General features: G+C 67.8%; 24 protein-coding genes. 12 read left to right on the top strand and 12 right to left on the bottom strand.

The window, feature by feature from the left end:
- Positions 1 to 87: 87 nt before the first annotated feature.
- From ACF66B_RS11450 to ACF66B_RS11435, 4 genes are all read left to right on the top strand, one after another.
- Positions 88 to 1,629 carry a M10 family metallopeptidase C-terminal domain-containing protein gene (locus ACF66B_RS11450; RefSeq protein WP_111431262.1) on the top strand — a complete coding sequence of 514 codons (1,542 nt, stop codon included), beginning with the start codon at positions 88 to 90 and terminating at the stop codon, positions 1,627 to 1,629.
- Positions 1,630 to 2,026: 397 nt separating this feature from the next.
- The gene (petA, locus tag ACF66B_RS11445) at positions 2,027 to 2,587 is read left to right on the top strand and encodes a ubiquinol-cytochrome c reductase iron-sulfur subunit (protein ID WP_111431308.1); all 561 of its coding nucleotides are present in this window, start codon (positions 2,027 to 2,029) and stop codon (positions 2,585 to 2,587) included.
- A 16-nt stretch (positions 2,588 to 2,603) separates the two neighbouring features.
- Entirely contained in the window at positions 2,604 to 3,899 is a 1,296-nt protein-coding gene (locus tag ACF66B_RS11440) for a cytochrome b N-terminal domain-containing protein (protein WP_111431261.1), read from the top strand.
- 17 nt (positions 3,900 to 3,916) lie between these two features.
- Complete coding sequence (locus ACF66B_RS11435) at positions 3,917 to 4,711, top strand: cytochrome c1 (RefSeq protein WP_111431260.1); 795 nt, start codon at positions 3,917 to 3,919, stop codon at positions 4,709 to 4,711.
- Positions 4,712 to 4,825: 114 nt separating this feature from the next.
- Here the strand turns inward: ACF66B_RS11435 and ACF66B_RS11430 are convergent, their stop codons facing one another.
- Entirely contained in the window at positions 4,826 to 5,617 is a 792-nt protein-coding gene (locus ACF66B_RS11430; protein WP_111431259.1) for a VOC family protein, read from the bottom strand.
- An 11-nt stretch (positions 5,618 to 5,628) separates the two neighbouring features.
- Entirely contained in the window at positions 5,629 to 5,982 is a 354-nt protein-coding gene (locus ACF66B_RS11425; protein ID WP_111431258.1) for a DUF1428 domain-containing protein, read from the bottom strand.
- A 93-nt stretch (positions 5,983 to 6,075) separates the two neighbouring features.
- On the opposite strand from ACF66B_RS11425, the gene ACF66B_RS11420 reads away from it, so the two are divergent.
- A complete protein-coding gene (locus tag ACF66B_RS11420) occupies positions 6,076 to 6,768 on the top strand; it encodes a helix-turn-helix domain-containing protein (protein WP_111431257.1) in 693 nt (230 codons plus the stop codon).
- Here ACF66B_RS11420 and arsH read toward each other — a convergent pair.
- From arsH to ACF66B_RS11380, 8 genes are all read right to left on the bottom strand, one after another.
- A complete protein-coding gene (gene arsH / locus ACF66B_RS11415; protein ID WP_111431256.1) occupies positions 6,757 to 7,467 on the bottom strand; it encodes an arsenical resistance protein ArsH in 711 nt (236 codons plus the stop codon). The genes ACF66B_RS11420 and arsH overlap by 12 nt on opposite strands.
- On the bottom strand, positions 7,464 to 7,862 hold the full coding sequence (gene arsC, locus ACF66B_RS11410; protein ID WP_111431255.1) for an arsenate reductase (glutaredoxin): 399 nt from the start codon (positions 7,860 to 7,862) through the stop codon (positions 7,464 to 7,466). The genes arsH and arsC overlap by 4 nt, the downstream gene beginning before the upstream one ends.
- A gap of 6 nt (positions 7,863 to 7,868) precedes the next feature.
- The gene (gene arsB / locus ACF66B_RS11405; protein ID WP_111431254.1) at positions 7,869 to 8,915 is read right to left on the bottom strand and encodes an ACR3 family arsenite efflux transporter; all 1,047 of its coding nucleotides are present in this window, start codon (positions 8,913 to 8,915) and stop codon (positions 7,869 to 7,871) included.
- Positions 8,916 to 8,922: 7 nt separating this feature from the next.
- The gene (locus ACF66B_RS11400) at positions 8,923 to 9,435 is read right to left on the bottom strand and encodes an arsenate reductase ArsC (RefSeq protein ID WP_111431253.1); all 513 of its coding nucleotides are present in this window, start codon (positions 9,433 to 9,435) and stop codon (positions 8,923 to 8,925) included.
- 12 nt (positions 9,436 to 9,447) lie between these two features.
- Complete coding sequence (locus ACF66B_RS11395; RefSeq protein WP_111431252.1) at positions 9,448 to 9,780, bottom strand: metalloregulator ArsR/SmtB family transcription factor; 333 nt, start codon at positions 9,778 to 9,780, stop codon at positions 9,448 to 9,450.
- 86 nt (positions 9,781 to 9,866) lie between these two features.
- A complete protein-coding gene (gene yghX, locus ACF66B_RS11390) occupies positions 9,867 to 10,763 on the bottom strand; it encodes a YghX family hydrolase (protein WP_111431251.1) in 897 nt (298 codons plus the stop codon).
- 209 nt (positions 10,764 to 10,972) lie between these two features.
- Positions 10,973 to 11,278, bottom strand: coding sequence for a hypothetical protein (locus ACF66B_RS11385; protein WP_162683383.1), 306 nt, complete (start codon positions 11,276 to 11,278; stop codon positions 10,973 to 10,975).
- A gap of 38 nt (positions 11,279 to 11,316) precedes the next feature.
- Positions 11,317 to 11,802, bottom strand: a complete 486-nt coding sequence (locus tag ACF66B_RS11380) for a peroxiredoxin (protein ID WP_111431249.1) — start codon at positions 11,800 to 11,802, stop codon at positions 11,317 to 11,319.
- Positions 11,803 to 11,884: 82 nt separating this feature from the next.
- On the opposite strand from ACF66B_RS11380, the gene ACF66B_RS11375 reads away from it, so the two are divergent.
- The 6 genes from ACF66B_RS11375 (at position 11,885) to ACF66B_RS11350 (ending at position 19,549) form a co-directional block, all read left to right on the top strand.
- Positions 11,885 to 13,111: an FAD-dependent oxidoreductase gene (locus tag ACF66B_RS11375; RefSeq protein ID WP_111431248.1), complete on the top strand. Its 1,227-nt coding sequence runs from the start codon at positions 11,885 to 11,887 to the stop codon at positions 13,109 to 13,111.
- Positions 13,111 to 13,683: a 16S rRNA (guanine(966)-N(2))-methyltransferase RsmD gene (gene rsmD, locus ACF66B_RS11370; protein ID WP_111431247.1), complete on the top strand. Its 573-nt coding sequence runs from the start codon at positions 13,111 to 13,113 to the stop codon at positions 13,681 to 13,683. The genes ACF66B_RS11375 and rsmD overlap by 1 nt, the downstream gene beginning before the upstream one ends.
- A 163-nt stretch (positions 13,684 to 13,846) precedes the next feature.
- Positions 13,847 to 15,913 (top strand): DNA helicase RecQ, encoded by a 2,067-nt coding sequence (recQ, locus tag ACF66B_RS11365; RefSeq protein ID WP_111431246.1) that lies wholly within the window; start codon positions 13,847 to 13,849, stop codon positions 15,911 to 15,913.
- Between the two features lie 84 nt (positions 15,914 to 15,997).
- Positions 15,998 to 16,471, top strand: coding sequence for a cache domain-containing protein (locus ACF66B_RS11360; protein ID WP_162683382.1), 474 nt, complete (start codon positions 15,998 to 16,000; stop codon positions 16,469 to 16,471).
- 81 nt (positions 16,472 to 16,552) lie between these two features.
- Positions 16,553 to 18,610 carry a methyl-accepting chemotaxis protein gene (locus ACF66B_RS11355; RefSeq protein ID WP_111431244.1) on the top strand — a complete coding sequence of 686 codons (2,058 nt, stop codon included), beginning with the start codon at positions 16,553 to 16,555 and terminating at the stop codon, positions 18,608 to 18,610.
- 174 nt (positions 18,611 to 18,784) lie between these two features.
- Complete coding sequence (locus tag ACF66B_RS11350) at positions 18,785 to 19,549, top strand: cell cycle transcriptional regulator TrcR (RefSeq protein WP_111431243.1); 765 nt, start codon at positions 18,785 to 18,787, stop codon at positions 19,547 to 19,549.
- A gap of 35 nt (positions 19,550 to 19,584) precedes the next feature.
- Here ACF66B_RS11350 and ACF66B_RS11345 read toward each other — a convergent pair whose 3' ends face one another.
- Both ACF66B_RS11345 and ACF66B_RS11340 read right to left on the bottom strand, forming a co-directional pair.
- Positions 19,585 to 20,289, bottom strand: coding sequence for a response regulator (locus ACF66B_RS11345; protein ID WP_111431242.1), 705 nt, complete (start codon positions 20,287 to 20,289; stop codon positions 19,585 to 19,587).
- A complete protein-coding gene (locus tag ACF66B_RS11340; protein ID WP_111431241.1) occupies positions 20,286 to 20,804 on the bottom strand; it encodes a MarR family winged helix-turn-helix transcriptional regulator in 519 nt (172 codons plus the stop codon). The genes ACF66B_RS11345 and ACF66B_RS11340 overlap by 4 nt, the downstream gene beginning before the upstream one ends.
- Before the next feature lie 152 nt (positions 20,805 to 20,956).
- Between ACF66B_RS11340 and ACF66B_RS11335 the strand changes: the two genes are divergently transcribed.
- Positions 20,957 to 21,841, top strand: coding sequence for a branched-chain amino acid aminotransferase (locus ACF66B_RS11335; RefSeq protein WP_111431240.1), 885 nt, complete (start codon positions 20,957 to 20,959; stop codon positions 21,839 to 21,841).
- Positions 21,842 to 21,958 lie beyond the last annotated feature (117 nt).

Raw genomic sequence — 21,958 nt, 5'->3', positions numbered from 1 at the left:
CTGTAAGGCTTTTGCCCGGTTCCGCGGTGGGGGAACCGGGGGAGGGCGCGCGCTCCGCGTCCGAGGATCATTGGCGGGAAGTGATTGATGGCATTTTCTCATTCCAGCGCACGCTCTGTCGGGCGGACCGGCGACAGCCGGATTGATGGCATCCTGTCGGGCTACGCCTGGAAGAACGGCACGATATACTACAGTGCCCCGAACAGCTCGCTCGATTACGAGAACCGCTATGCGCCGAACGCCGATGCTGATGGCGATGGCCGTCTGGCGCCCTGGGACGGGTTTTCCATTCTGAGCAACAGCCAGATCGCGGTGCTTCAGGCCGCGCTCGACACCGGATACCGGGGCGATCTGCCCGGTCGGGCCGGATTTGCCGTCGAGGGCTTCACCAACCTCAGGCTCGCCTATGCGGGGATCGGCTCGGGCGATGCCGAGATACGGGTGGCAAATACCGCCGACACCCGCGGAGCCTACGCCTACTATCCGGCGGCGCAGGGCTACGGCGGCGACGTCTGGCTCGGGGATGTCGGCGCGCGGCCGGTGGCGGGCAACTACGACTACCTCGGCATCCTGCACGAGGTCGGGCATGCGCTCGGCCTGAAGCACCCGCACGAGGCCGAGAACGGCTTCGGCCGGCTCGACAAGGCCTGGGACGCGCCGGAGTTCACCGTGATGAGCTACCGCGCCCATGTCGGCGCGAACCCGAACTCGCCCTACCGTGGCGAGACCTGGGGCGAGCCGCAGAGCTACATGATGCTCGACATCGCCGCGCTGCAGCGGCTTTATGGCGCGAATTACGACGTCAATTCCGGCAATACCACCTATTCCTGGCGGCCCGACAGCGGTGTGACGCGTGTCGATGGTCAGGACGCGATCGCGCCGGGCAAGAACCGGATCTTCGCGACGATCTGGGATGGCGGCGGCCGCGACACCTACGATCTCTCGGCCTACGACGACGATCTCATCCTCGATCTGAGGCCGGGCAAGCACTCGGTCTTCAGCGAGGCCCAGCTGGCGGATCTCGGTGGCGGGCCCAACAACGGCCATGCGCGTGGCAACATCTTCAACGCCCTGATGCATGGCGGCGACCGGCACTCGCTCATCGAGCGGGCGATCGGCGGGGCGGGCGATGATGTGATCCGGGGCAACCAGGCCCGCAACACGCTCATCGGCGGCGATGGCGATGACCGGCTGAGCGGGGCCGACGCCGCGGATGTCTTGCGCGGGGGGCGCGGGGCGGACAAGCTCGCCGGCGGTGCGGGCGGAGACATCCTCATCGGCGGTTGGGGGTCCGATGTGTTCCGGTTCACCGCGCCAGCCGATTCGCGCCAGGGGGCGCCGGATCACATCCGGGCCGGTGACGGGGCCTCGGCGTTTCAGGGTGCGGGCGGGCCGGGTGGCGACCGGATCGATCTCTCGGGGATCGATGCCAACACCCTCCGCAGCGGCAATCAGGCCTTCCGGCTCGACGACAGCCACGACACCGGCACGATCTGGCTGCGGAACAAGGGCTCTGCGACCTTTGTCCTCGGCAATACCGATCGTGACGTCACCGCGGAATTCCGCATCGTGATCCATGACGGTGACCTGAAGGCCGGCCACTACACCGCCGACGACTTCATCCTCTGACCGTCAACCTCGGAGCGCGGGCGCATGGCCCGTGATCCCGAGGGCTGCACGGCGTGGGCCACGGGCGGGATTCGCCATCCGGCCGCGACAGTCGGCCTTCACCCAGTCAAAAGGGGAGGAAATCTGCCCCAATTTGCAATCTTTAATTGCATTCGGGCTCACCAACTCGGCGTTTGTTTGAGCGATCGGCGACGGGGTGCGGCAGAATTGCTGCACAAGCACAGATGATCCTGCGAGAGGCGGCAACAGGGCCGTTACTGTCACGGAAACTTGCTGGACCGCGCGCGCCAAAGTGATTAAACCACTTCAAAATCCGGGCCCGAGCCCTGTCGGGGGCACGGCCGTGCCCGGTCGAACCCCGCCCCCCGGGAGGGGAGCTCAGGCAAGGAGAATGCGCGTGGCTCATGTTGAAGACCAAGGCGGAACCCGGAGGGACTTCCTCTATGTGGCGACAGGAGCCGCCGGAGCTGTCGCTGCGGGTGCCGCCATCTGGCCCGTAATCAATCAGATGAACCCTGCGGCCAACGTGCAGGCCCTTTCCTCGATCCAGGTCGACGTCTCCAGCGTCGAAGTCGGCAGCCAGATCACGGTGAAATTCCTGGGCAAGCCCGTGTTCATCCGCCGCCGCACCGAGAAGGACATCGAGGAAGGCCGCGCCGTCCCGGTCGCGCAGCTTCCCGACCAGAACGCGCGCAATGCCAACATCGCGGCCGACGCACCGGCCACCGACGAGAACCGCACGATGGACGAAGCCGGCGAATGGCTGCTGATGACCGGCGTCTGCACCCATCTCGGCTGCATCCCGCTCGGCGATGCGGGCGAGTTCGACGGCTGGTTCTGTCCGTGCCACGGCTCGCAGTACGATACTGCCGGCCGCATCCGGAAGGGCCCGGCGCCCGAGAACATGCATATCCCGGTGGCGAAATTCGTCTCCGATACCGTGATCGAGCTCGGCTGAGGGGGAGAAGACGTCCATGAGTGGCATTCCGCACGATCATTACGAGCCCAAGACCGGGGCAGAGAAATGGGTTGAATCCCGCCTGCCGATTATCGGTCTTGCCCACGCAACGCTGACCATCCCGACGCCCCGAAACCTCAACTGGATGTGGATCTGGGGCATCGTCCTTGCCTTCTGCCTCGTCCTGCAGATCGTGACCGGCATCACGCTGGTGATGCACTACACCCCCGACACCACGCTGGCCTTCGCCTCCGTCGAGCACATCATGCGCGATGTGAACGCGGGCTGGGCGCTGCGCTATGTCCACGCCAACGGCGCGTCGCTCTTCTTCTTCGCCGTGTACGCCCATATCTTCCGCGGCCTCTACTACGGTTCGTACAAGACCCCGCGCGAGATCACCTGGATCGTGGGCATGCTCATCTTCCTGCTGATGATGGGCACCGCCTTCATGGGCTACGTGCTGCCCTGGGGCCAGATGTCCTTCTGGGGCGCCACCGTGATCACCGGCCTCTTCGGCGCGATCCCGGTCATCGGCGACGACATCCAGACCTGGCTGCTCGGCGGACCGGCAGTGGACAACTCGACGCTCACCCACTTCTTCTCGCTGCACTACCTGCTGCCCTTCGTGATCGCGGCGCTTGTTGCCGTCCACATCTGGGCCTTCCACACCACGGGCAACAACAACCCGACCGGTGTCGAGGTGCGGCGCACGTCGAAGGCGGAAGTCGAGGCCGACACGCTGCCGTTCTGGCCCTATTTCGTGATCAAGGATCTCTATGCGCTCGCCTTCGTGCTGGTGATCTTCGCCGCGATCGTCGGCTTCATGCCGAACTTCCTGGGGCATCCCGACAACTACATCGAGGCGGACCCGCTGAAGACCCCGGCCCATATCGTTCCCGAATGGTACTTCCTGCCGTTCTACGCGATGCTGCGCGCCATCACCTTCGACATCCTGTTCATCAACTCGAAGCTCGCGGGCGTCATCGCGATGTTTGGCTCGATCGCGATGCTCGTCATCGTGCCGTGGCTCGACACCAGCCGCGTGCGCTCGGGCCGTTTCCGGCCGATGTTCAAGATCTGGTTCTGGCTGCTGGTCTTCGACTTCTTCCTGCTGATGTGGTGCGGCGGCATGCCGGCCGAACAGCCCTTCGTCATCATCTCGCAGCTCGGCACGCTCTACTGGTTCGTCTTCTTCCTTGTGATCCTGCCGTTGCTCGGGATCATCGAGAAGCCGCTGGCACAGCCCGAGACCATCGAGCAGGATTTCAAGGACCATTACGGTGACGCGTCTGACGCGACTCCGGCCGAGTAAGAGTGAGGACGACGAACATGCTGAGAAAAACGCTTCTCTCCGGCCTCGCCGCACTCGGACTCGTGGCGGCTGCGGCCGCGCCGTCCATGGCGGCCGAGGGCGGGCATATCCATGACTACAGCTTCTCCTTCGAGGGCCCGTTCGGGACCTACGACCAGGCGCAGCTGCAGCGGGGGCTTCAGGTCTACACCGAGGTCTGCTCGGCCTGTCACGGCCTGAAGTTCGTGGCCTTCCGGACGCTCGCCGATCCCGGCGGGCCCGCCATCGCCGAAGACCAGATGCGGGCATATGCCGCGCAATGGGACGTCTTCGATCCGGAGCTCGACGACCTCCGTCCGGGCACCCCGCCGGATCACTTCCCGCCGTCGCAGAATGCCGCGGCCCCGGATCTGAGCCTGATGGCAAAGGCCCGCGCCGGTTTCCACGGGCCCCTCGGCCTCGGCATCAACCAGATGCTCCGCGGCATCGGCGGCCCGGAATACATCGTCGGCATCCTGACCGGTTTCACCGGCGAGGAAATGGAGCAGGCGGGCACCGTTCTCTACGAAAACAGCGCGTTCGGCGGCTATATGGGGATGAACCCGGTGCTCATGGGCGATGACGTCACCTATGCCGACGGCACGCCCGCCACGATCGAGCAGGAGGCCCAGGACGTGGCCGCCTTCCTGATGTGGTCGGCCGAGCCGAAGATGATGGCGCGCAAGACCGCCGGCATGACGGCGGTGCTCTTCCTCGTCGTGCTGACCGTGCTGCTCTATCTCACCAACAAGAAGCTCTGGCTGCCCTACAAGGGCAAGAAGAAGCACAGCTGATCGCGGGCGCGCGCCGCCTGTGACGCAGAAACGGAGGGCGGGGCCGATGGCCCCGCCCTCTTGCATGTCGGCTCGTGCCCTCCGGCTGGCCCTGCGGGGCGTGGTCCGGCTGCCTCAGCTTGGGTCTGTCGGGCCGACCACGGCGAAATGGGCGCCCTGCGGGTCGCGGGCGATGGCGATGACCGCCCCGCCCGGCACCTCCATCGGCCCGTGGATCTTCTCTCCGCCGCCGGCCTCGATCCGCCCGATCGCGGCCTCGACCCCGTTCACCCCGAAATAGGGCATCCAGCAGGAGAGCGGCGCATCGCCGAGCCCGGTCATGCCGCCGATGTCCGTCCCGCCGTGGGAAAAGACCTGGTAGACATGGTCCGACTCCAGGTCGACCGTCATCGATTTCTGCCAGCCGAAGAGGCCGGAATAGAAGGCGAGGCCCGCCTCCGGGTCGGTCGAGCGGAGTTCGTGCCAGTTGCCGTGCCCGGCCTGTTTCTGGTCGAAGGCGTTGCCCGAGCCCTCGCAGCCCGGCTCCATCTGCGCGGGGGCAAGGATGCCGAAGGCCGCTCCCTGCGGGTCGGCGGCATTGGCAAAACGCCCGGTGCCGGGAATATCCGCCGGGGCGCGATGGATCTGCCCACCGGCTTCGGTGATGGCTGCCGCGGTCGCGTCGGCGTCGTCGACCGCGAAATAGAGCATCCAGAACGGGGGCATCCCGGCGGTGTCTCCGGGCATCGGCATGAGACCAGCGACGGTTTCTGCGCCAGACCGGGCCAGGCGGTAGTCGAAGCCCTCCATGCCCGCATCCGTCACGCTCCAGCCGAAGACGCCTTCGTAGAAGCTGGCCGCCGCCTCCATCGCATCGGGGCGCGTGGCGAGTTCATACCAGCACGGGGTTCCTTGCAGTCCGCTCATCCATTCCTCCCTCAGCTCTCATCGACGATGGTCTCGAAGCCGCCCCAGATCATCCGCATGCCGTCGAAGGGCATGTCGGAGAACCGCTCCATCTCCGGATCGCTCTGCATCTTTTCCCAGGAACTGTCGGCGGTCGCCTTGTCGGGCCATTCGATCCAGGAAAATAACACCGCCTCGTCGGGTTTTGCCTGCACGGATCGCCGGAAATCCGTTACCTTGCCGTCAGGCACATCCACGCCCCAGTTTTCCACCATGCGCAGGGCGCCCCATCTGCGAAACAGCGGCCAGGCGCCCCGCGCGTGCTCGATATAGGCTTCCCTGTTGGCGGTCGGCACCGCCAGTACGAACCCCGAATAGTAGCTCATCGCCGGCCTCCTCTCTGTTGGTGCCGGGGTTGGCCCCCGGCGACTCGCAGCCTGACGATTGCAGTATTAAAAAGCAACTGATAGTACATAAAAATGACCAAAGGCAGAAAACCGGCAAGACTCCGCTACGACGAGGGCTGCCTCGCCGCCCATGCGCTCAACGTGATCGGCGATCGCTGGGCCTTGCTGGTCGTGCGCGAACTGATGTTTGCCGCGAAGCGCTTCCAGGCCATTCGTGCGGGGCTGCCGGGCATCACCGCGAGCGTGCTGACCCAGCGCCTCGCCCAGCTTGCGGATGCGGGGGTCGTGGTCCAGAACCCGGCGCTCGGCTTCTACGAGCTCACCAGCGCGGGCCGCGCCCTCCTGCCGGTCCTCCAGTCCCTCTGCCAATGGGGTGTCGTCCAGCCGGGTCACGATCCGGGGCGTTTCATCAGCCCGAGCGCCCTCATGATCTCGATGACGGCGATGATCGGCCGTGGCGCGGCGGCGCGCGGCCTTCGCGTCGCCGCGGGCTTCGACATGGGCCGCGAGCGCTTCGTCCAGCATCTCAGCGCCGCGGGCCGGCACAGGGTCCGCGCCGTGGATGCGCCGATGGGCGATTTCATCCTCTCGGGCGACGGCAACAGCCTTGCGCCCGTGGTCTACGGGCCCGCGCCGCTCGCCGATCACCTCGCCTCCGGAACGGTGGGCCTCCGCGGCGATCCTCGTGCCGCGCAGGCGTTTCTCGACCTCTTCTGCCTTGCCGGGCCGCCGCACCGTGCGGCCGCCGCCCCCTCAGAGCCGTGACTGGTTCACCCGCGCCGAAAGTGCCTCGGTGCTCTCCACCCGCTCGGAATAGCGGTCGGTCAGTGCCGCGCTCCGCCCGCGCACCATCAGCGTGAACTTCACCAGCTCCTCCATCACATCGACGAGACGGAGGTAATAGGGCGAGGGCCGCATCCGTCCGGCCGGGTCGAACTCGTCCCAGGCCTTGGCGACCGAGGACTGATTCGGGATCGTCACCATCCGCATCCAGCGCCCGAGGATGCGCATCTGGTTCACCGCGTTGAAGCTCTGCGAGCCGCCGTTGACCTGCGCCAGAGCCAGCGTCTTGCCCTGCGTCGGCCGGACGCCTCCCGTCGAGAGCGGCAGCCAGTCGATCTGGCTCTTCATCACGCCGGTCATCGCCCCGTGGCGCTCGGGCGAGACCCAGACCATGCCCTCCGACCAGATCGCAAGATTGCGGAGCTCGGCGACCTTCGGGTGCTCTGGCCCGGCCGCGTCGGGCAGCGGCAGGCCATGCGGGTCGAACATCCGCGTCTCCGCACCGTAGTGCGCGAGCAGACGCTCCGCTTCCTCGGCGAGCAGCCGCGAGTAGGAGCGGTCGCGGAGCGAGCCATAGAGAAGCAGGATCCGCGGCGGGTGCCCGGGATCGCCCGGCGCGGCATAGAGCGCCGGGTCGATCGGATGAAACAGGGCGGGGTCGATGTTCGGCAGATCCCTCATGGCTTGACGACTTCGCCGTCCTCCTTGGCAAAGCTGCCGATTTCCTGGTTCTCGAGGATCTCGAGCACGGTCTCGGAGGGCCGGCAGAGCCGCACGCCCTTCGCCGTCACCACGATCGGCCGCTCGATCAGGATCGGATGCGCCAGCATCGCATCGAGCAGCGCCGCATCGCTCAACGCCGGATCGTCGAGGCCAAGCTCATCATAGGGCGTGCCCTTCCGGCGCAGGATGTCGCGCGGGCGCTTGCCCATCGCGGCCAGCAGGCGTTCGAGCGTCTCGCGGCTGGGCGGGGTCTCGAGATACGCGATGACCTCGGGCTCGACTCCCGACTGGCGGATCATGGCGAGCACGTTGCGCGACGTGCCGCATTTCGGGTTGTGATAGATCGTGACCATGGGGCGTTACCTCTGGGGAAAATGCGCGCGCGTGCGGTTGGCGAGCGCGACGAGGGAGAGCATCACCGGCACCTCGACGAGCACGCCGACGACGGTGGCAAGCGCGGCGCCCGACTGCAAGCCGAAGAGGCTGATCGCGACGGCGACCGCGAGCTCGAAGAAGTTCGAGGTGCCGATCATCGCGCAGGGCGCGGCGATGGCATGCGGCACGCGCAGAACCCAGGCCGCGCCATAGGCGAGCCCGAAGATCATGTAGCTCTGGATCAGGATCGGCACGGCGATGAGCGCGATCACTGCCGGGTTCTCGAGAATGACGGAGCCCTGCAGGCTGAAGAGGATCACCACGGTCGCGATCAGCCCGAGGATCGAGACCGGCTTGATCCGGTGGGTGAAGGCATGGATCGCGGCCTCGCTCCCCAGCACGCGCCGGGTGAGAAGCCCCGCCGCGAGTGGCAGCACCACGTAAAGCACGACCGAGAGCAGCAGTGTTTCCCAGGGCACGGCGATCTCCGTCACCCCGAGCAGCAGCGCGACAATCGGCGCGAAGGCCACCACCATCACCAGATCGTTCACCGAGACCTGCACGAGGGTGTAGGTGGCATCGCCCCGCGTGAGCTGCGACCAGACGAAGACCATTGCGGTGCAGGGCGCGGCTCCGAGCAGGATGAGACCGGCGATGTATTGCGCGGCATCCTCCGGCGCAATCAGCGGCGCGAAGACATGCTCGAAGAAGAGCACGGCAAGCCCCGCCATGGTGAAGGGCTTGATGAGCCAGTTGACCGCCAGCGTGATGAGAAGCCCGCGCGGCTCGCGCGCGATCCCGCGCACGGCGGAGAAATCGACATTCACCATCATCGGATAGACCATCGCCCAGATGAGCACCGCGACGACGAGATTGACCGAGGCGATCTCGGCCCCGGCGATCGCCTCGACAAGCCCGGGCAACAGGCTTCCGAGGATCAGCCCGGCGAGGATCGCGAAGGCGATCCAGACATGGAGATAACGTTCGAAGAGGCCCAGGGTGGGGGCCGGCTCGGAAACCGTGGCGGTCATCTGATCCTCAGTGTGTCGGGGCGGGAGCGGGGGAGGCGCCAATCGCCGCGAGCCGCTCCTGAAGGGCGAGGCGGTCGAGGGAGGCGAGCGGCAGGTTCACGAAGATCGAGATCCGGTTGCGCAGCATGCGGTAGGTGTCGGCGAAGGCGAGATGCCTCTCCGCCTCGTTTCCCTCCGCCGCGGCCGGATCGGGCATGCCCCAGTGCGCGGTCATCGGCTGGCCGGGCCAGAGCGGGCAGGCTTCGCCCGCGGCATCATCACAGACCGTGAAGACGAAATCGAGCTTCGGCGCCCCTGGCCCCTCGAACTCGTGCCGGCTCTTGGAGCGGAACGCATCCGTCTTGTGGCTGCGTTTCCGCAGCAGGTCGAGCGCGTAGGGATGCACCGCGCCACGCGGGTGCGACCCGGCCGAAAAGGCGCGGAACCGGCCCTGACCCTCGCGGGTGAGGATCGCCTCGGCCAGGATCGACCGGGCCGAATTGCCGGTGCAGAGGAAAAGCACGTTGAAGGGATCATGCATGGGCCGGGCTCCTCAACAGTCGCAAGCAACCGCGTCGATCACCGGCTGGCAGAGCTCGGGCCGGCCTCCGCAGCAATCCTGCATGATGAACCGGAGCAGGCCGCGCAGCCCCTCCAGGTCGGCGATGTAGCGCACCATCCGCCCCTCGCGCGTGTTCTGCACGAGCCCTGCGTTCAGCAGGATCGCGAGATTGGCCGAGAGCGTGTTGGGGCGCACGTCGAGCGCGGCGCTGATCTCGCCCGCGAGCATGCCATCCGGCCCCGCCTGCACGAGCAGCCGGAAGACCGCGAGGCGGGTATCCTGGGCGAGGGCCGAGAAGGCAGCGATGGCGTCTGTAGTTTCCATATTTCATGAGATATCGAAATATGGAGCTTGGGTCAATGGCGCCTCGCGCCGCACCGGGCGGCGGTGGCTCTGTGCTGCGGCCCGGTTCAGACCGGCCCGAGCCGGGTGTGCAGGAAATCGAGCGTCCGGCTCCAGGCCAGCTCGGCCGCCGCCGGATCGTAGCGCGGCGTGGTGTCGTTGTGGAAACCGTGGTTGGCGCCTTCGTAGATATAGGCGCGATAGGTCTTGCCGTTGGCCTGCAGCGCCTTTTCGTATTCCGGCCAGCCCGCATTCACCCGCTCGTCGAGCCCGGCATAATGCAGCATCAGCGCCGCCTGGATCCGCGGCACATCCGCGCTCTGCGGCTGGCGGCCGTAGAACGGCACCGCGGCCTTAAGATTGGGATAGGCAACCGCGAGCGCGTTGCAGACCCCGCCGCCATAGCAGAACCCCACGGCCCCGACCCGTCCGGTGCTGCCGGGATGGGTGGCGAGGTATTCGTAGCCGGCGAAGAAATCCGCCATGAGCTTCACCGGATCGAGCTGCTTCTGCATCTCGCGCCCCTTGTCGTCATTTCCGGGATAGCCGCCGAGCGGGGTAAGCCCGTCGGGCCCGAGCGCGAGAAAGCCCGCCTTCGCGGTCCGGCGCACAACGTCCTCGATATAGGGATTGAGGCCACGGTTCTCGTGCACGACCAGCACCGCCGGCAGGGGAGCGGTGGCTTCTGCGGGCCGCGCCATCAGCCCGCGCACTGTGCCATGGCCCTCGGGCGAGGGGTATTCCACCACCTCCGTCGTGATCGCCGGATCGTCGGGGGCGACCTGCTGCGCGAGGGCATAGTCCGGCTGGAGGCTTTCGAGGACAGCGGCCGCCGCTGCGGCGCCGAAGGTGTAGCGGGCGGCGTGGTCGAGAAACGCGCGTTTCGTCAGCTTGCCATGCACGTAGCCGTCGTAGAGCTCGAGTATCCTCGGATCGAAATCGCAGGCTTTCTTGCGCTGCTCCATGTCGCCCCCCTGCACGCCGTTAACCCTTCCTTCAAATATAGGTTGAACGCGCCAAACATGGCGCACGCGCGCGGAGTTGTGAAGTGTGACGGGCGAGTAACAGGTAAATCTCTGCCGTTTACCGAGCATAAGCAGTAATGTTGCTTCAAATTTTCAAAACAGGCATCCTGATCGCCGGAGCTTAGGGGGAGAAGATGGACATGCATGCATCAATGTCTGAACGCATCGCCTATGGCCGCCGGATACAGGACGAAGCGGCGCGTCTGTTGACGGCTTTTGGCAAGAATGCGGCTCGTGAGGCCGAGGATTGGGCAAGTGACGCCGGTCTGACCCAGAATGACGAGGCCTTCCGGCGCGCGGTCCGCGACCGTGTCCTGCGGCTTCTCGGTCAGGCCAGCGAAGAGGTCCGCGTCGCCTGAAGACGCGAGCGCCGCATCTTGCGGCGCGCCTTCCGAAACGGCTCCGCGCCGGCCGGTCCGGCCCGACGCGGAGCGCAAGACCGCCAGGCGGGTCATGGCCCGGCGGCTCGCGATCGGATCCGTTCCGTTCGAGATCAGATCTGTTCGAGGATCGTCTCGCCGCCCGAGATCGTGCACGCACGTGCCGGCTCGATGTTGAGCTTCGAGACGACGCCATCCTCGACCAGCATCGAATAGCGCTGCGAGCGCTTGAAGAAGCCCGCCGCCGGCGCATCGAACGTGAGCCCGACCGCTTCGGTGAAGCTGCTGGCCGGATCGGCGAGCATGCGGATGCCCGCGTCCTTCGCCCCGGTGGAGTCGCCCCAGGACGCCATCACGAAGGGATCGTTCACCGAGATGCAGACGATCTCGTCGACGCCCTTCGCCGCCAGCGCGTCCGCGGTCTTCACAAAGCTCGGCACATGTTCCTTGGTGCAGGTCGCGGTATAGGCGCCCGGCACCCCGAAGACGACGACCTTGCGGCCCGCGAACAGGCTCGAGGCCGAAACCGCCTCGGGGCCGTTGTCTCCGACGACAAGGAAGTCGGCCTCGGGCAGCTTGTCTCCAACGCTGATGGTCATGTCTCGTTCCCTTCGATGGTTGCACGCCAATCCGGGAGCCATATAGAGAACCCTGCAGGAATTGCCACAAGGGGTCGGCCAGATGCAGGCGAAATCGGCACGGATCGTGGTCGTGGGCGCAGGGCAGGCGGGAGCCGCCCTCGTCGCGAAGCTGCGCGCCCTCGGCCATGACGGCCCGCTCACCCTCATCGGAGCCGAGCCCGATCTGCCCTACCAGCGCCCGCCGCTCTCCAAGGCCTATCTCAAGGGCGAGCTCGAACGCGAGCGGCTGCACCTCAGGCCCGCGAGCTTCTATGCCGAGAACGGCATCACGGTGGAGACCGGGCGGGCCGTTGCCGCAATCGACCGGGCGGCGAAGGCGGTGGTTCTCGCCGATGGCACGCGGCTCGCCTACGACCTTCTCGCGCTCACCACTGGCGCAACCCCCCGCCGCCTGCCCGCCGCGATCGGCGGTGATCTCGACGGCGTGCTCGTCATGCGCCAGCTCGCGGATGCCGACGCGCTGGCCGCCCGGCTCGCGGCCGGCGCCGCCCGGGCGCTCGTGGTCGGCGGCGGCTATGTCGGGCTCGAGGCCGCGGCAGTGCTGCGCGAGAAGGGGCTCACCGTCACGCTCATCGAGTCCGCGCCCCGCATCCTCGCCCGCGTCGCCGCGCCCGCCACCGCCGATTTCTTCCGAGCGCTCCACGAGCGCCACGGCGTCGAGATCCTCGAAGGCGCGGCGCTCGCCCGCCTCACCGGTGCGGCCGGCCATGTGACGGGGGCCGAGCTCGGCGACGGCCGCCGCATCGCGGCCGATCTCGTGCTCGTGGGCATCGGCGTCGCCCCGGACACCGGGCTTGCCGAAGCCGCCGGGCTCGCGGTCGAGAACGGCATCCGGGTGGATGCGCTCGGCAGCACCTCCGACCCCGCGATCTTCGCCGCCGGCGATTGCGCGAGCTTCCCCCATGACGCGGCCCGCATCCGGATCGAAAGCGTGCCCCATGCCATCGACCAGGCCGAGGCCGTTGCCGCGGCCATGCTCGGCGGTACCGAACCCTACACCGCCCGGCCGTGGTTCTGGTCCGACCAGTATGACGTGAAGCTCCAGATCGCCGGGCTCAACACCGGATGGGAGCGCACTGTCACCCGCCCCGGCGCCCGCGAGGGCAGTCTCTCGGTCTGGTATTTCGCGGGCACACGCCTGCTCGCCGTCGATGCGATGAACGACCCGCGCGCCTACATGTCCGGCAAGCGCTGGATCGAGGCGGGCCGCTCGCCCGAGGCCGACCGGATCGCCGATCCCGCGGCCGATCTCAAGACGCTCGCCTGATGCGCATCATCGGCGGCACCCATCGCGGCCGGGCGCTCGCGGGGCTGGGCGGGGGCGACGCGAAGGCCCATCTGCGCCCGACCTCCGACCGGGTGCGCGAGAGCCTCTTCAACCTGCTCGCCCATGGCGGCTACGGCGAGCCGGACCCGCCGGAGGGCGCGGCCGTCCTCGATCTCTTCGCCGGCACCGGCGCGCTCGGGCTCGAGGCGCTCTCCCGCGGCGCGCGCACCGCCACATTCGTCGACAAGGGCGCGAAGGCCCTCGGCCTCCTGCGCGAGAACATCGCCCGCCTCGGGATGGGCGAGACGGCCCGCGTCCTCGCCCGCGATGCCCTCAGGCTCGGCGCGCAGTCCGGCGCGCCCTTCGATCTCGTCTTCCTCGATCCGCCCTATGGGAAGGCGCTCGGGGAGAAGGCGCTGGCGGTCGCGCTCGCCGGCGGCTGGATCGCACCCGGCGCGCTCGTCGTCTGGGAGGAGGCCGCGCCCGTGCTGCCGCCCCCCGGCTTGACCCCCCTCGATGCGCGCCGCTATGGGGAGACGGTGATTTCCCTCTTCCGCGTTTCCCCCTCGTGACCGCCCTGCACGATCCGATCCCCCCGACGTCTGCCCCGCCGCTCCGGGCGGGAGAGGCGCATGGTGACGGGCGGACGCCGCTGCCCTGGCTGGCGCGCCCGCTTCAAGGGGAGGGCGGCGCAGCACCCCGCCTGCGCTCATCCCGCCTGCCGGGAGGCCGCTCATGAGCGAAGCGCGTCACCTTCTCGGCCAGGTCTTCGGCTTCCCCGAGTTCCGCCCCGGACAGGAGGAGATCGTCTCCGCGGTCGAGGCGGGGCGCGACGTGCTCGCCATCATGCCGACGGGTGGCGGCAAGTCGCTCTGCTACCAGCTTCCCGCGCTCACACGGCCGGGCGTCACCGTGGTGATCTCGCCGCTCATCGCGCTCATGCGCGATCAGGTCCGCGCCCTCCGGGCCGCGGGCGTGATGGCTGGCGCGCTCACCTCGCAGACCGATGCCGGGGAAAGCGAGGAGATCTTCACCGCGCTCGACGAAGGCCGCCTCAAGCTCCTCTACATGGCGCCCGAGCGCCTCGGGGCGTCCGGCGCGCTGCTCTCCCGCGTGGGCGTGAGCCTGCTGGCCGTTGACGAGGCGCATTGCGTCAGCCAGTGGGGGCATGATTTCCGCCCCGACTACCTGCGGATCGGCGCGCTCCGCCGCGCGCTCGGCGGCATCCAGACCGTCGCGCTCACCGCCACGGCGGACGAGGAAACCCGCGCCGAGATCGCCCGCCAGCTCTTCGAGGGCGGCGCGCCCGAGACCTTCCTGCGTGGCTTCGACCGGCCGAACCTCTCGCTCGCCTTCGAGCCCAAGGATCGCCCGCGCGCCCAGATCCTCGAGTTTGTCCGCCTCCACCGCGGGCTCTCGGGCATCGTCTACTGCGCCAGCCGCGCGAAGACCGAAACGCTTGCCAAGGCGCTCTGCGACGCCGGGCATTCGGCGATCGCCTACCACGCCGGCCTCGAACCCGACGAGCGCCGGGAAGCGGAAGCCCGCTTCCAGCGCGAGGACGGGCTCATCGTCTGCGCCACGATCGCCTTCGGCATGGGCATCGACAAGCCCGACATCCGCTTCGTTGCCCATGCCGATCTCTCGAAATCCGTCGAGTCCTACTACCAGGAGATCGGCCGAGCCGGCCGCGACGGCGCGCCGGCCGATACGCTCACCCTCTACGGGCCGGACGACATCCGGCTCCGCCGCGCGCAGATCGACGAGAGCAACGCGCCGCTCGAGCGCAAGGAGGCCGACCACCGCCGCCTCAACGCGCTGCTCGGCCTCGCCGAGGCCAAGCGCTGCCGCCGCCAGGTGCTGCTTGCCTATTTCGGCGAGACGCTGGAGGACGGCTGCGGCAACTGCGATCTCTGCCGCACGCCTCCCGAGCTCTTCGATGCGACCGAAGCCGCGCGCAAGGCCTTCTCGGCCGTGCTCCGCACCGGCGAAAGCTTCGGCACCGAACATCTGATCGCGGTGCTGCGCGGCGAGGAAAATGACCGCACCCGCCGCCTCGGCCACGATCGCCTGCCGACCTTCGGGGTGGGGCGGGAGATCTCGAAGGCCGAGTGGCAGACGATCTTCCGCCAGCTCATGGGCCTCGACCTCCTCCGCCCCGATCCGTCGCGCCACGGCGCCCTCCGCTTCACCGAAGCCGCCCGGCCGCTCCTGCGCGGCGAGACGACGCTCGAGCTCCGCGCCGACACCATCCGCCGCGCGAAGGCCCGCGGCGAGGGCCGCCCGGCCCCGATGGCGCTGGTTGCCGAGGAGGACGAGGGCCTGCTCGCCGCGCTCAAGGCCCGCCGCCGTGCGCTCGCCGATGCCCAGGGCGTCCCGGCCTATGTGATCTTTCCCGACCGCACCCTCATCGAGATGGCGACCGCCCGGCCCGAAAGCCTCGATGCGATGCGCGGCATCTCGGGCGTCGGCGCGGTGAAGCTCGACCGCTTCGGACCCGACTTCCTCGAGGTGATCCGCGGCGAGGCCGCCGAACGCCCGCACCCCCAGCGCATGAAGCTCGCGGGCCAGCCCGGCGGCAGCCTCTACGACCGGCTCGAAGCCGCGCAGGTGGCGCTCGCCCGTGGCCCCGACGGCCTCGGCAAGCCGCTCTCCTGCACCGCGCGCACGCTCGCCCAGATCGCACGGGCCCGCCCGGCAACCCTCGCCGCGCTCGCCGAGATCCCCGGCATGGGCGCGCAGAAGGCCGAGCGCTTCGGCGAGGCATTCCTCGGCATTCTTGCCGATGCCGAGCCCGGCTGACCGGCAAAGGCCGCGCAAATAAGCATTTCTTAAAAGGTCTTCCGGCAGGGTCCTCCGCATCATGAGATGCAAGGGATGTGGCCGATGCCCGGACGATTGCAGACTGTTCTGCTCCTTGTGCTGAGCCTCGCCCTCCTGCCAGGCGCATCACCGGAGCCCTCGGCCTCGCGGCGAGACGTGATCCGCATGGTGGATCGGGCGGTCGAGTATTATCAGGCCAACGGCCTCGAGGCGCTTGTCACCGCGCTGGAAGACCCGGAAAACACCGCATTCCACGACCGCGGCCTCTACGGCTTCATCGTGAGTGACGAGGGCCAGTTCGTCGCCCATGGCGCCAATCCACGGCTCACGGGCAAGAACCTGATCAAGCTCAAGGACCAGAACGGCGTCTATCTCTTCCGCGAGTTCGTCGAGACGGGCCAGACGAAGGGCCGCGGCTGGGTCAGCTATCTCTGGCTCAATCCGGCCACCCGCAAGCTCCAGCCGAAGGTGACGCTCGTGCAGAAACTGGACCCCGGCAACTTTGTCGCCGTCGGTGTGTACCAGAAAGCCCGCTGACATATCAGGCACTGGGGCCGCCCTCCGCGCAGACAGCAACACGCCAGGGCACTACCCCAGGACCGACGAGAAGGACCGAACATGATCCGCCTGCTCAGGAACACCCGGCTCTGGATGAAGGGGGCCGCGCTTCTCCTTGTCACCCTCGCGGCGCTGGGCGCGACAAGCTGGATCGCCCGCGATTCGCTCACCACGCTCCACGATGGCCTCGACAGCCTCTTCGAGCACTCCATGCCGAGGATGGACGAGCTGATGGCGCTCAATGACGAGGTGAAGGAGGTCCATATCGAGCTCTTTCGCACGCTCAGTTGGGCGATGGCGGGGCTCGAGGGGGCGGTGATGGACGCGCAATACGGCCGCGCCGCCGAAGAGGTCGCGGCCCTCAAGCAGCGGATATCGGCCCATGTCGCCGGGGACGGCGACGCCGCGGTCGAGATCTCGGTCGATGCGCTCAACAACTACATCGAGGCTGCCGAAAGCGCGCTCGATCTGGCCCCGATCGACCCGGTGATCGGCGGGCTCTTCATGAACAACGCCGATGACGCCTACCTCGCCTTCCTGCAGGGCAACGGGGCGGAAATGGCTCGCGCGCGCGCAGGCGTCGATGGCCAGGTCTCCGGCATGATGGAGAAAACCGTCACCGCGCTGCGCGACTTCACCCTGATCTCCAGCATCTGCCTGGCCCTCGCGGCGCTGCTGACGCTGCTGGTCATCCGCTCCGTCACCGGGCCGATCGCGCGCATGACGCGGGTGATGAAACGCCTGGCCGAGAACGACCTCACGGTCGAGATCCCCGGCACCGAGCTCACCAACGAGACCGGACAGATGGCGCGCGCCGTGGCGGTCTTCCGCGACAATGCGCTGGAACGCGACCGGCTGAAGGCCGAGGAGGAGCGGGTGCGCGAGGCGCAGGTGAAGGCCGAGCGCGCCGCCGCCGAGGCCCGCCAGCGCGAGGCGGAGGCAAAGGCCCGCGAAACCGCGGCGCAGGCCCGTGACGCCGCCGAGCGCGCCGCGCGCGAACGCGAGGAACGCGAACTGGCCGAGTCGCGCGCCGCGGAATCCCGCCGCCTCGAGGAGGCGCTTGGCGATGTGATCGGCACCGCCCGCCGTGGCGATTTTTCACGGCGCATCGACCAGGAGTTCTCGGAACCCTCGATGCGCGAGGTCCGCAACGGCATCAACGCGCTGGTCCAGACGGTGGACGAAGGGCTCTCGCATACGGTGAACTTCCTCGCGGCGCTGGCAAAGGGCGACCTGACCGCGCGGATTGACGGCGACTTCGAAGGCGCCTTCGCCCGCCTCAAGGCCGATGCCAACAATGCCGCCGCGGCGCTCGAATCTGCCCTCGTCGATATCTCGCAGACGGCCGGCGGTGTGCGGCTCAGCTCGGAGGAGATCAGCACCGCCGCGGGCGATCTGGCCCGCCGCACCGAAGGGGCGGCAGCAACCCTCGAGGAAACGGCGGCCGCGCTCAACGAGCTGACCGCTTCGGTGAAATCCGCCGCCGAGGGGGCGGCGCAGGCCAATGGGCTCGTGCAGGATTCGCTCGTCACCGCGCAGCGGAGCGAGGTGGTCGTGGCCGAGGCGGTCGCGGCGATGGGGGAGATCGCCAGGGTCTCCACCGCCATCTCGCAGAGCGTCAACGTCATCAACGACATCGCCTTCCAGACCAACCTGCTCGCCCTCAACGCGGGCGTCGAGGCGGCCCGGGCGGGCGAGTCGGGCCGCGGCTTCGCGGTCGTCGCGGCCGAAGTGCGGGCGCTTGCCCAACGCGCCGCCGATTCGGCGCGCGAGATCGACGCGCTCATCCGCAGCAGCTCCGTGCATGTCGAGCGCGGCGTCGGGCGCGTCGGCGAGGCCGGGCAGGCGCTCACCGCGATGGCGGCCTCGATCCGCGAGATCTCGGGCCATGTCGAGGAGATTTCCACCTCGGCGAGCGAGCAGTCGCTCGGGATTCACAGCATAAACGACGCGGTGACGCTGCTCGACCAGACCACGCAGCAGAATGCCGCCGTCTTCGAGGAAACCTCCGCCGCAAGCCGCGGCCTGCTGGAAAACGCCTCCGACATGGCCGCGCTTGTCGGCAAGTTCCGGGTGGCCGGCCGGCAGGGCGAAGCGCGCCAGCGCCGGCGCGCCTGAGCCCGACCCGAAGCGCGGCCGGGCCGGGCCTTGCCGCGAAAGGGGCTTTATCATCGCCACGTACAGCCCTATATGTCCGCTTTACCTCCCCGCGAAAGCCGACCTTCGCGCCCCCTCCGGCGCACCCGAGTTTTCGGAACGGGGGAGATTTGACCGGATGAAGGGAACCGAGCCATGGCGCTACCACTGATGCAGAGAGCGACCGCCGTCTGGCTGGTCGAGAACACGACGCTGACCTTCAAGCAGATTGCCGATTTCTGCGGCCTGCACGAGCTTGAGGTGAACGGCATTGCCGATGGCGAGGTGGCGCAGGGCATCAAGGGCTTCGACCCGATCGCCAACAACCAGCTCACCGCTCAGGAGATCAAGCGCTGCGAGGAAAACCCGCGCGCCAAGCTCCAGCTCATGCACAACCCCGCCGCGGAAGGCGAGATGAAGCGCAAGGGCCCGCGCTATACGCCGCTCTCCAAGCGGCAGGACCGCCCGGCCGCGATCGCGTGGCTGGTGAAATTCCACCCCGAGCTTTCGGACGGACAGATCTCCAAGCTCGTCGGCACGACGAAGCCGACGATCCAGTCGATCCGCGAGCGCTCGCACTGGAACATCGCCAACATCACGCCGGTTGATCCGGTTGCCCTCGGCATGTGCCGTCAGAGCGAGCTCGACGGTGCGGTGGCCAAGGCGGTGAAGAAGGCCTCGGCCGATGGTTCCGTGATGACCAACGACGAGCGGATGAAGCTCGTCTCGACCGAGCAGTCGCTCTCGATGGATGTCGAGCCGCGCATGCCTTCGAACATCGCCGGTCTCGAGACCTTCACGCTGGGCTCGGGCAACGACGATTCCGAGCATTCCTCCGAATCGGTCGCGCAGGACGCGGAAAGCCTGTTCAACCTGCCCGACTCCGATGACGAGGATGACGACGAGGACGATCGCCGCTGAGACCGGGCGGCCGGGGGCCGAACGGTCCCCGGAGCTCAGTCGGGGGCGAGCATGTAGCCCGAGCCGCGCACCGTCTGGAGATAGCGCGGCGCCTTCGGGTCCGCCTCGAGCTTGCGCCGGAGCCGGGTGATCTGGACATCCACCGCCCGCTCCTGCGCTTCCGCCACCCCGCCACCGAGCTCCTCGACGAGCTCGATGCGGCTCACCGGCTCATGGGCCCGCTGGGCGAAGATCCGCATCAGCAGCGCTTCCGTCGCCGTCAGCCGCACGAGCTTCTGCCCGCGCCAGAGTTCGCCGCGCGTGAGATCATAGCGCACCTCCCCGAGATGGATGGTCTTCGGCGGCTCCGCCTTCGGCGCCGGCTTCGGGATGCGGCGCAGGATCGCGTTGATCCGGAGCAGCAGCTCGCGCGGCTCGAAGGGCTTCGGGAGGTAGTCGTCCGCCCCGGCTTCCAGCCCCTTGATCCGGTCATCGGCATCGCCCCGCGCGGTCAGCAGCAGGATCGGCGTCGTCATCGTCTCGCGCAGCGCGGCGGTAAGCGCGAGCCCGTTTTCCCCCGGCATCATCACGTCGAGCACGATCAGGTCGAAATCGAGCCCCTCGAGCAGATTGCGGGCATGGGCCGCATCGCGCGCGACCGACACCCAGAAACCGTTGCGGGTGAGGAACTTCTTCAGAAGTGTCCGGATGCGCGCATCGTCATCGACGACCAGCACATGCGCCTGCTCCGTCCCGCTCACGGCCGGCCGCCCTCGGAGGGCGGGATGAGCCGCCCGCGCAGATCGGCGTCGATCATTTCCTCGAGCACCTTGCGAAAGCCGATCACCGCCTCGGGGCCGGCGTTCGAGAAGGCCGTGCGCATCCGGCGGCGCTGGGCGGCCGAAAGCTCGGTCTCGAGCGCCTTTCCGGTCTCGGTGAGCCAGAGATTGCGGTGCCGCCGGTCCTCGGCGCCCACCCGGCTCTCCACCAGTCCGTCCTCGACCAGCTGGCGCAGCACCCGGTTGAGGCTCTGCTTCGTCACGCCGAGCGTCTCGAGCAGCCCGTTCACCGTGAGGCCGGGGTTGCGGTTGATGAAATGGATCGCCCGATGATGCGCCCGCCCGTAGCGCCGCTCCGCGAGGATGCGGTCCGGGTCGGCGGTGAAGCTGCGATAGGCGAAATACATCAGCTCGATCCCCTGGCGAAGCTGCTCGTCAGTGAGGAACAGGAGCTGTTCGCTGCGGGAAAGGTTGGTCGAAAAGCCGCGTTCGGCCATCGAAGGTCTCCGGGTATGCATTCTCATCACAGTTTATGTCAGCCTTATTGACATTCCAACCCTCAAATGCTAGCTCGGGCGCCTATTCGAGAAAGAAACTGTCGCACCGTGCTGCAGTTGCGAAACTTATGGAATTTCCGGGAGTAAAGACGATGGCTGGCGCATATGATGATCGGGACGGCGTCATCTGGATGGATGGCACCTTCGTGCCGTGGCGCGAGGCCAAGGTGCATGTACTGACCCACGCGCTGCACTACGCAAGCGCGGTCTTCGAAGGCGAGCGCGCCTACGGGGGCACGATCTTCAAGAGCCGCGAGCACACCGAGCGGCTGCTGAAATCCTGTGATTATCTCGACATCCCACGCCCCTACAGCGTCGACGAGCTCGAGGCGGCGAAGGCGGATGCGCTTGCGAAGAGCGGCCTGACGGACGCCTATGTCCGCGCCCTCGTCTGGCGCGGTTCGGGCCCCGACATGGGCGTCGCCTCGGCCCGCAACCCGGTCCGCACCGCGATCGCGGTCTGGGAATGGGGCGCCTATTACGGCGATGCGAAGATGAAGGGCGCGAAGCTCGACATCTCCAAGTGGAAGCGCCCGAGCCCCGAGACGATTCCCTCCTTCGCCAAGGCGAGCGGCCTCTACATGATCTGCACCATGTCCAAGCACGCCGCCGAGGCGAAGGGCTGCTCGGACGCGCTGATGATGGATTACCGCGGCTATGTCGCCGAGGCGACCGGCGCCAATGTCTTCTTCGTGAAGGACGGCGCCGTCCACACGCCGAAGCCCGATTGCTTCCTCAACGGCATCACCCGCCAGACGGTCATCGGCCTGCTGCGCGAGAAGGGCGTGGAGGTGATCGAGCGCCATATCGAGCCCTCCGAGCTCGAGGGCTTCGAGCAGTGCTGGCTCACCGGCACCGCGGCGGAAGTCACGCCCGTCGGCCAGATCGGCGAGTATACCTTCGAGGTGGGCGCGCTCACCCGTGACATCGCCCAGACCTACGAGAAGCTCGTCCGCGGCCAGCTCGTCGCCGCCTGAGGCGGCGCGGCCTTTAAACGCCGCCTGAGGCGGCGCGGCCTGACGATACGAAAGACCCGAGCCGGGCGGTTCGCCGCCCGGCATCCCCGGCCCCCCTTGCCGAGCCCCCCGCCCATC

The sequence above is a fragment of the Amaricoccus sp. B4 genome (genome assembly GCF_043226085.1).
GTDB lineage: Bacteria > Pseudomonadota > Alphaproteobacteria > Rhodobacterales > Rhodobacteraceae > Amaricoccus.
This window is presented reverse-complemented; position numbering and strand designations above follow the sequence as displayed.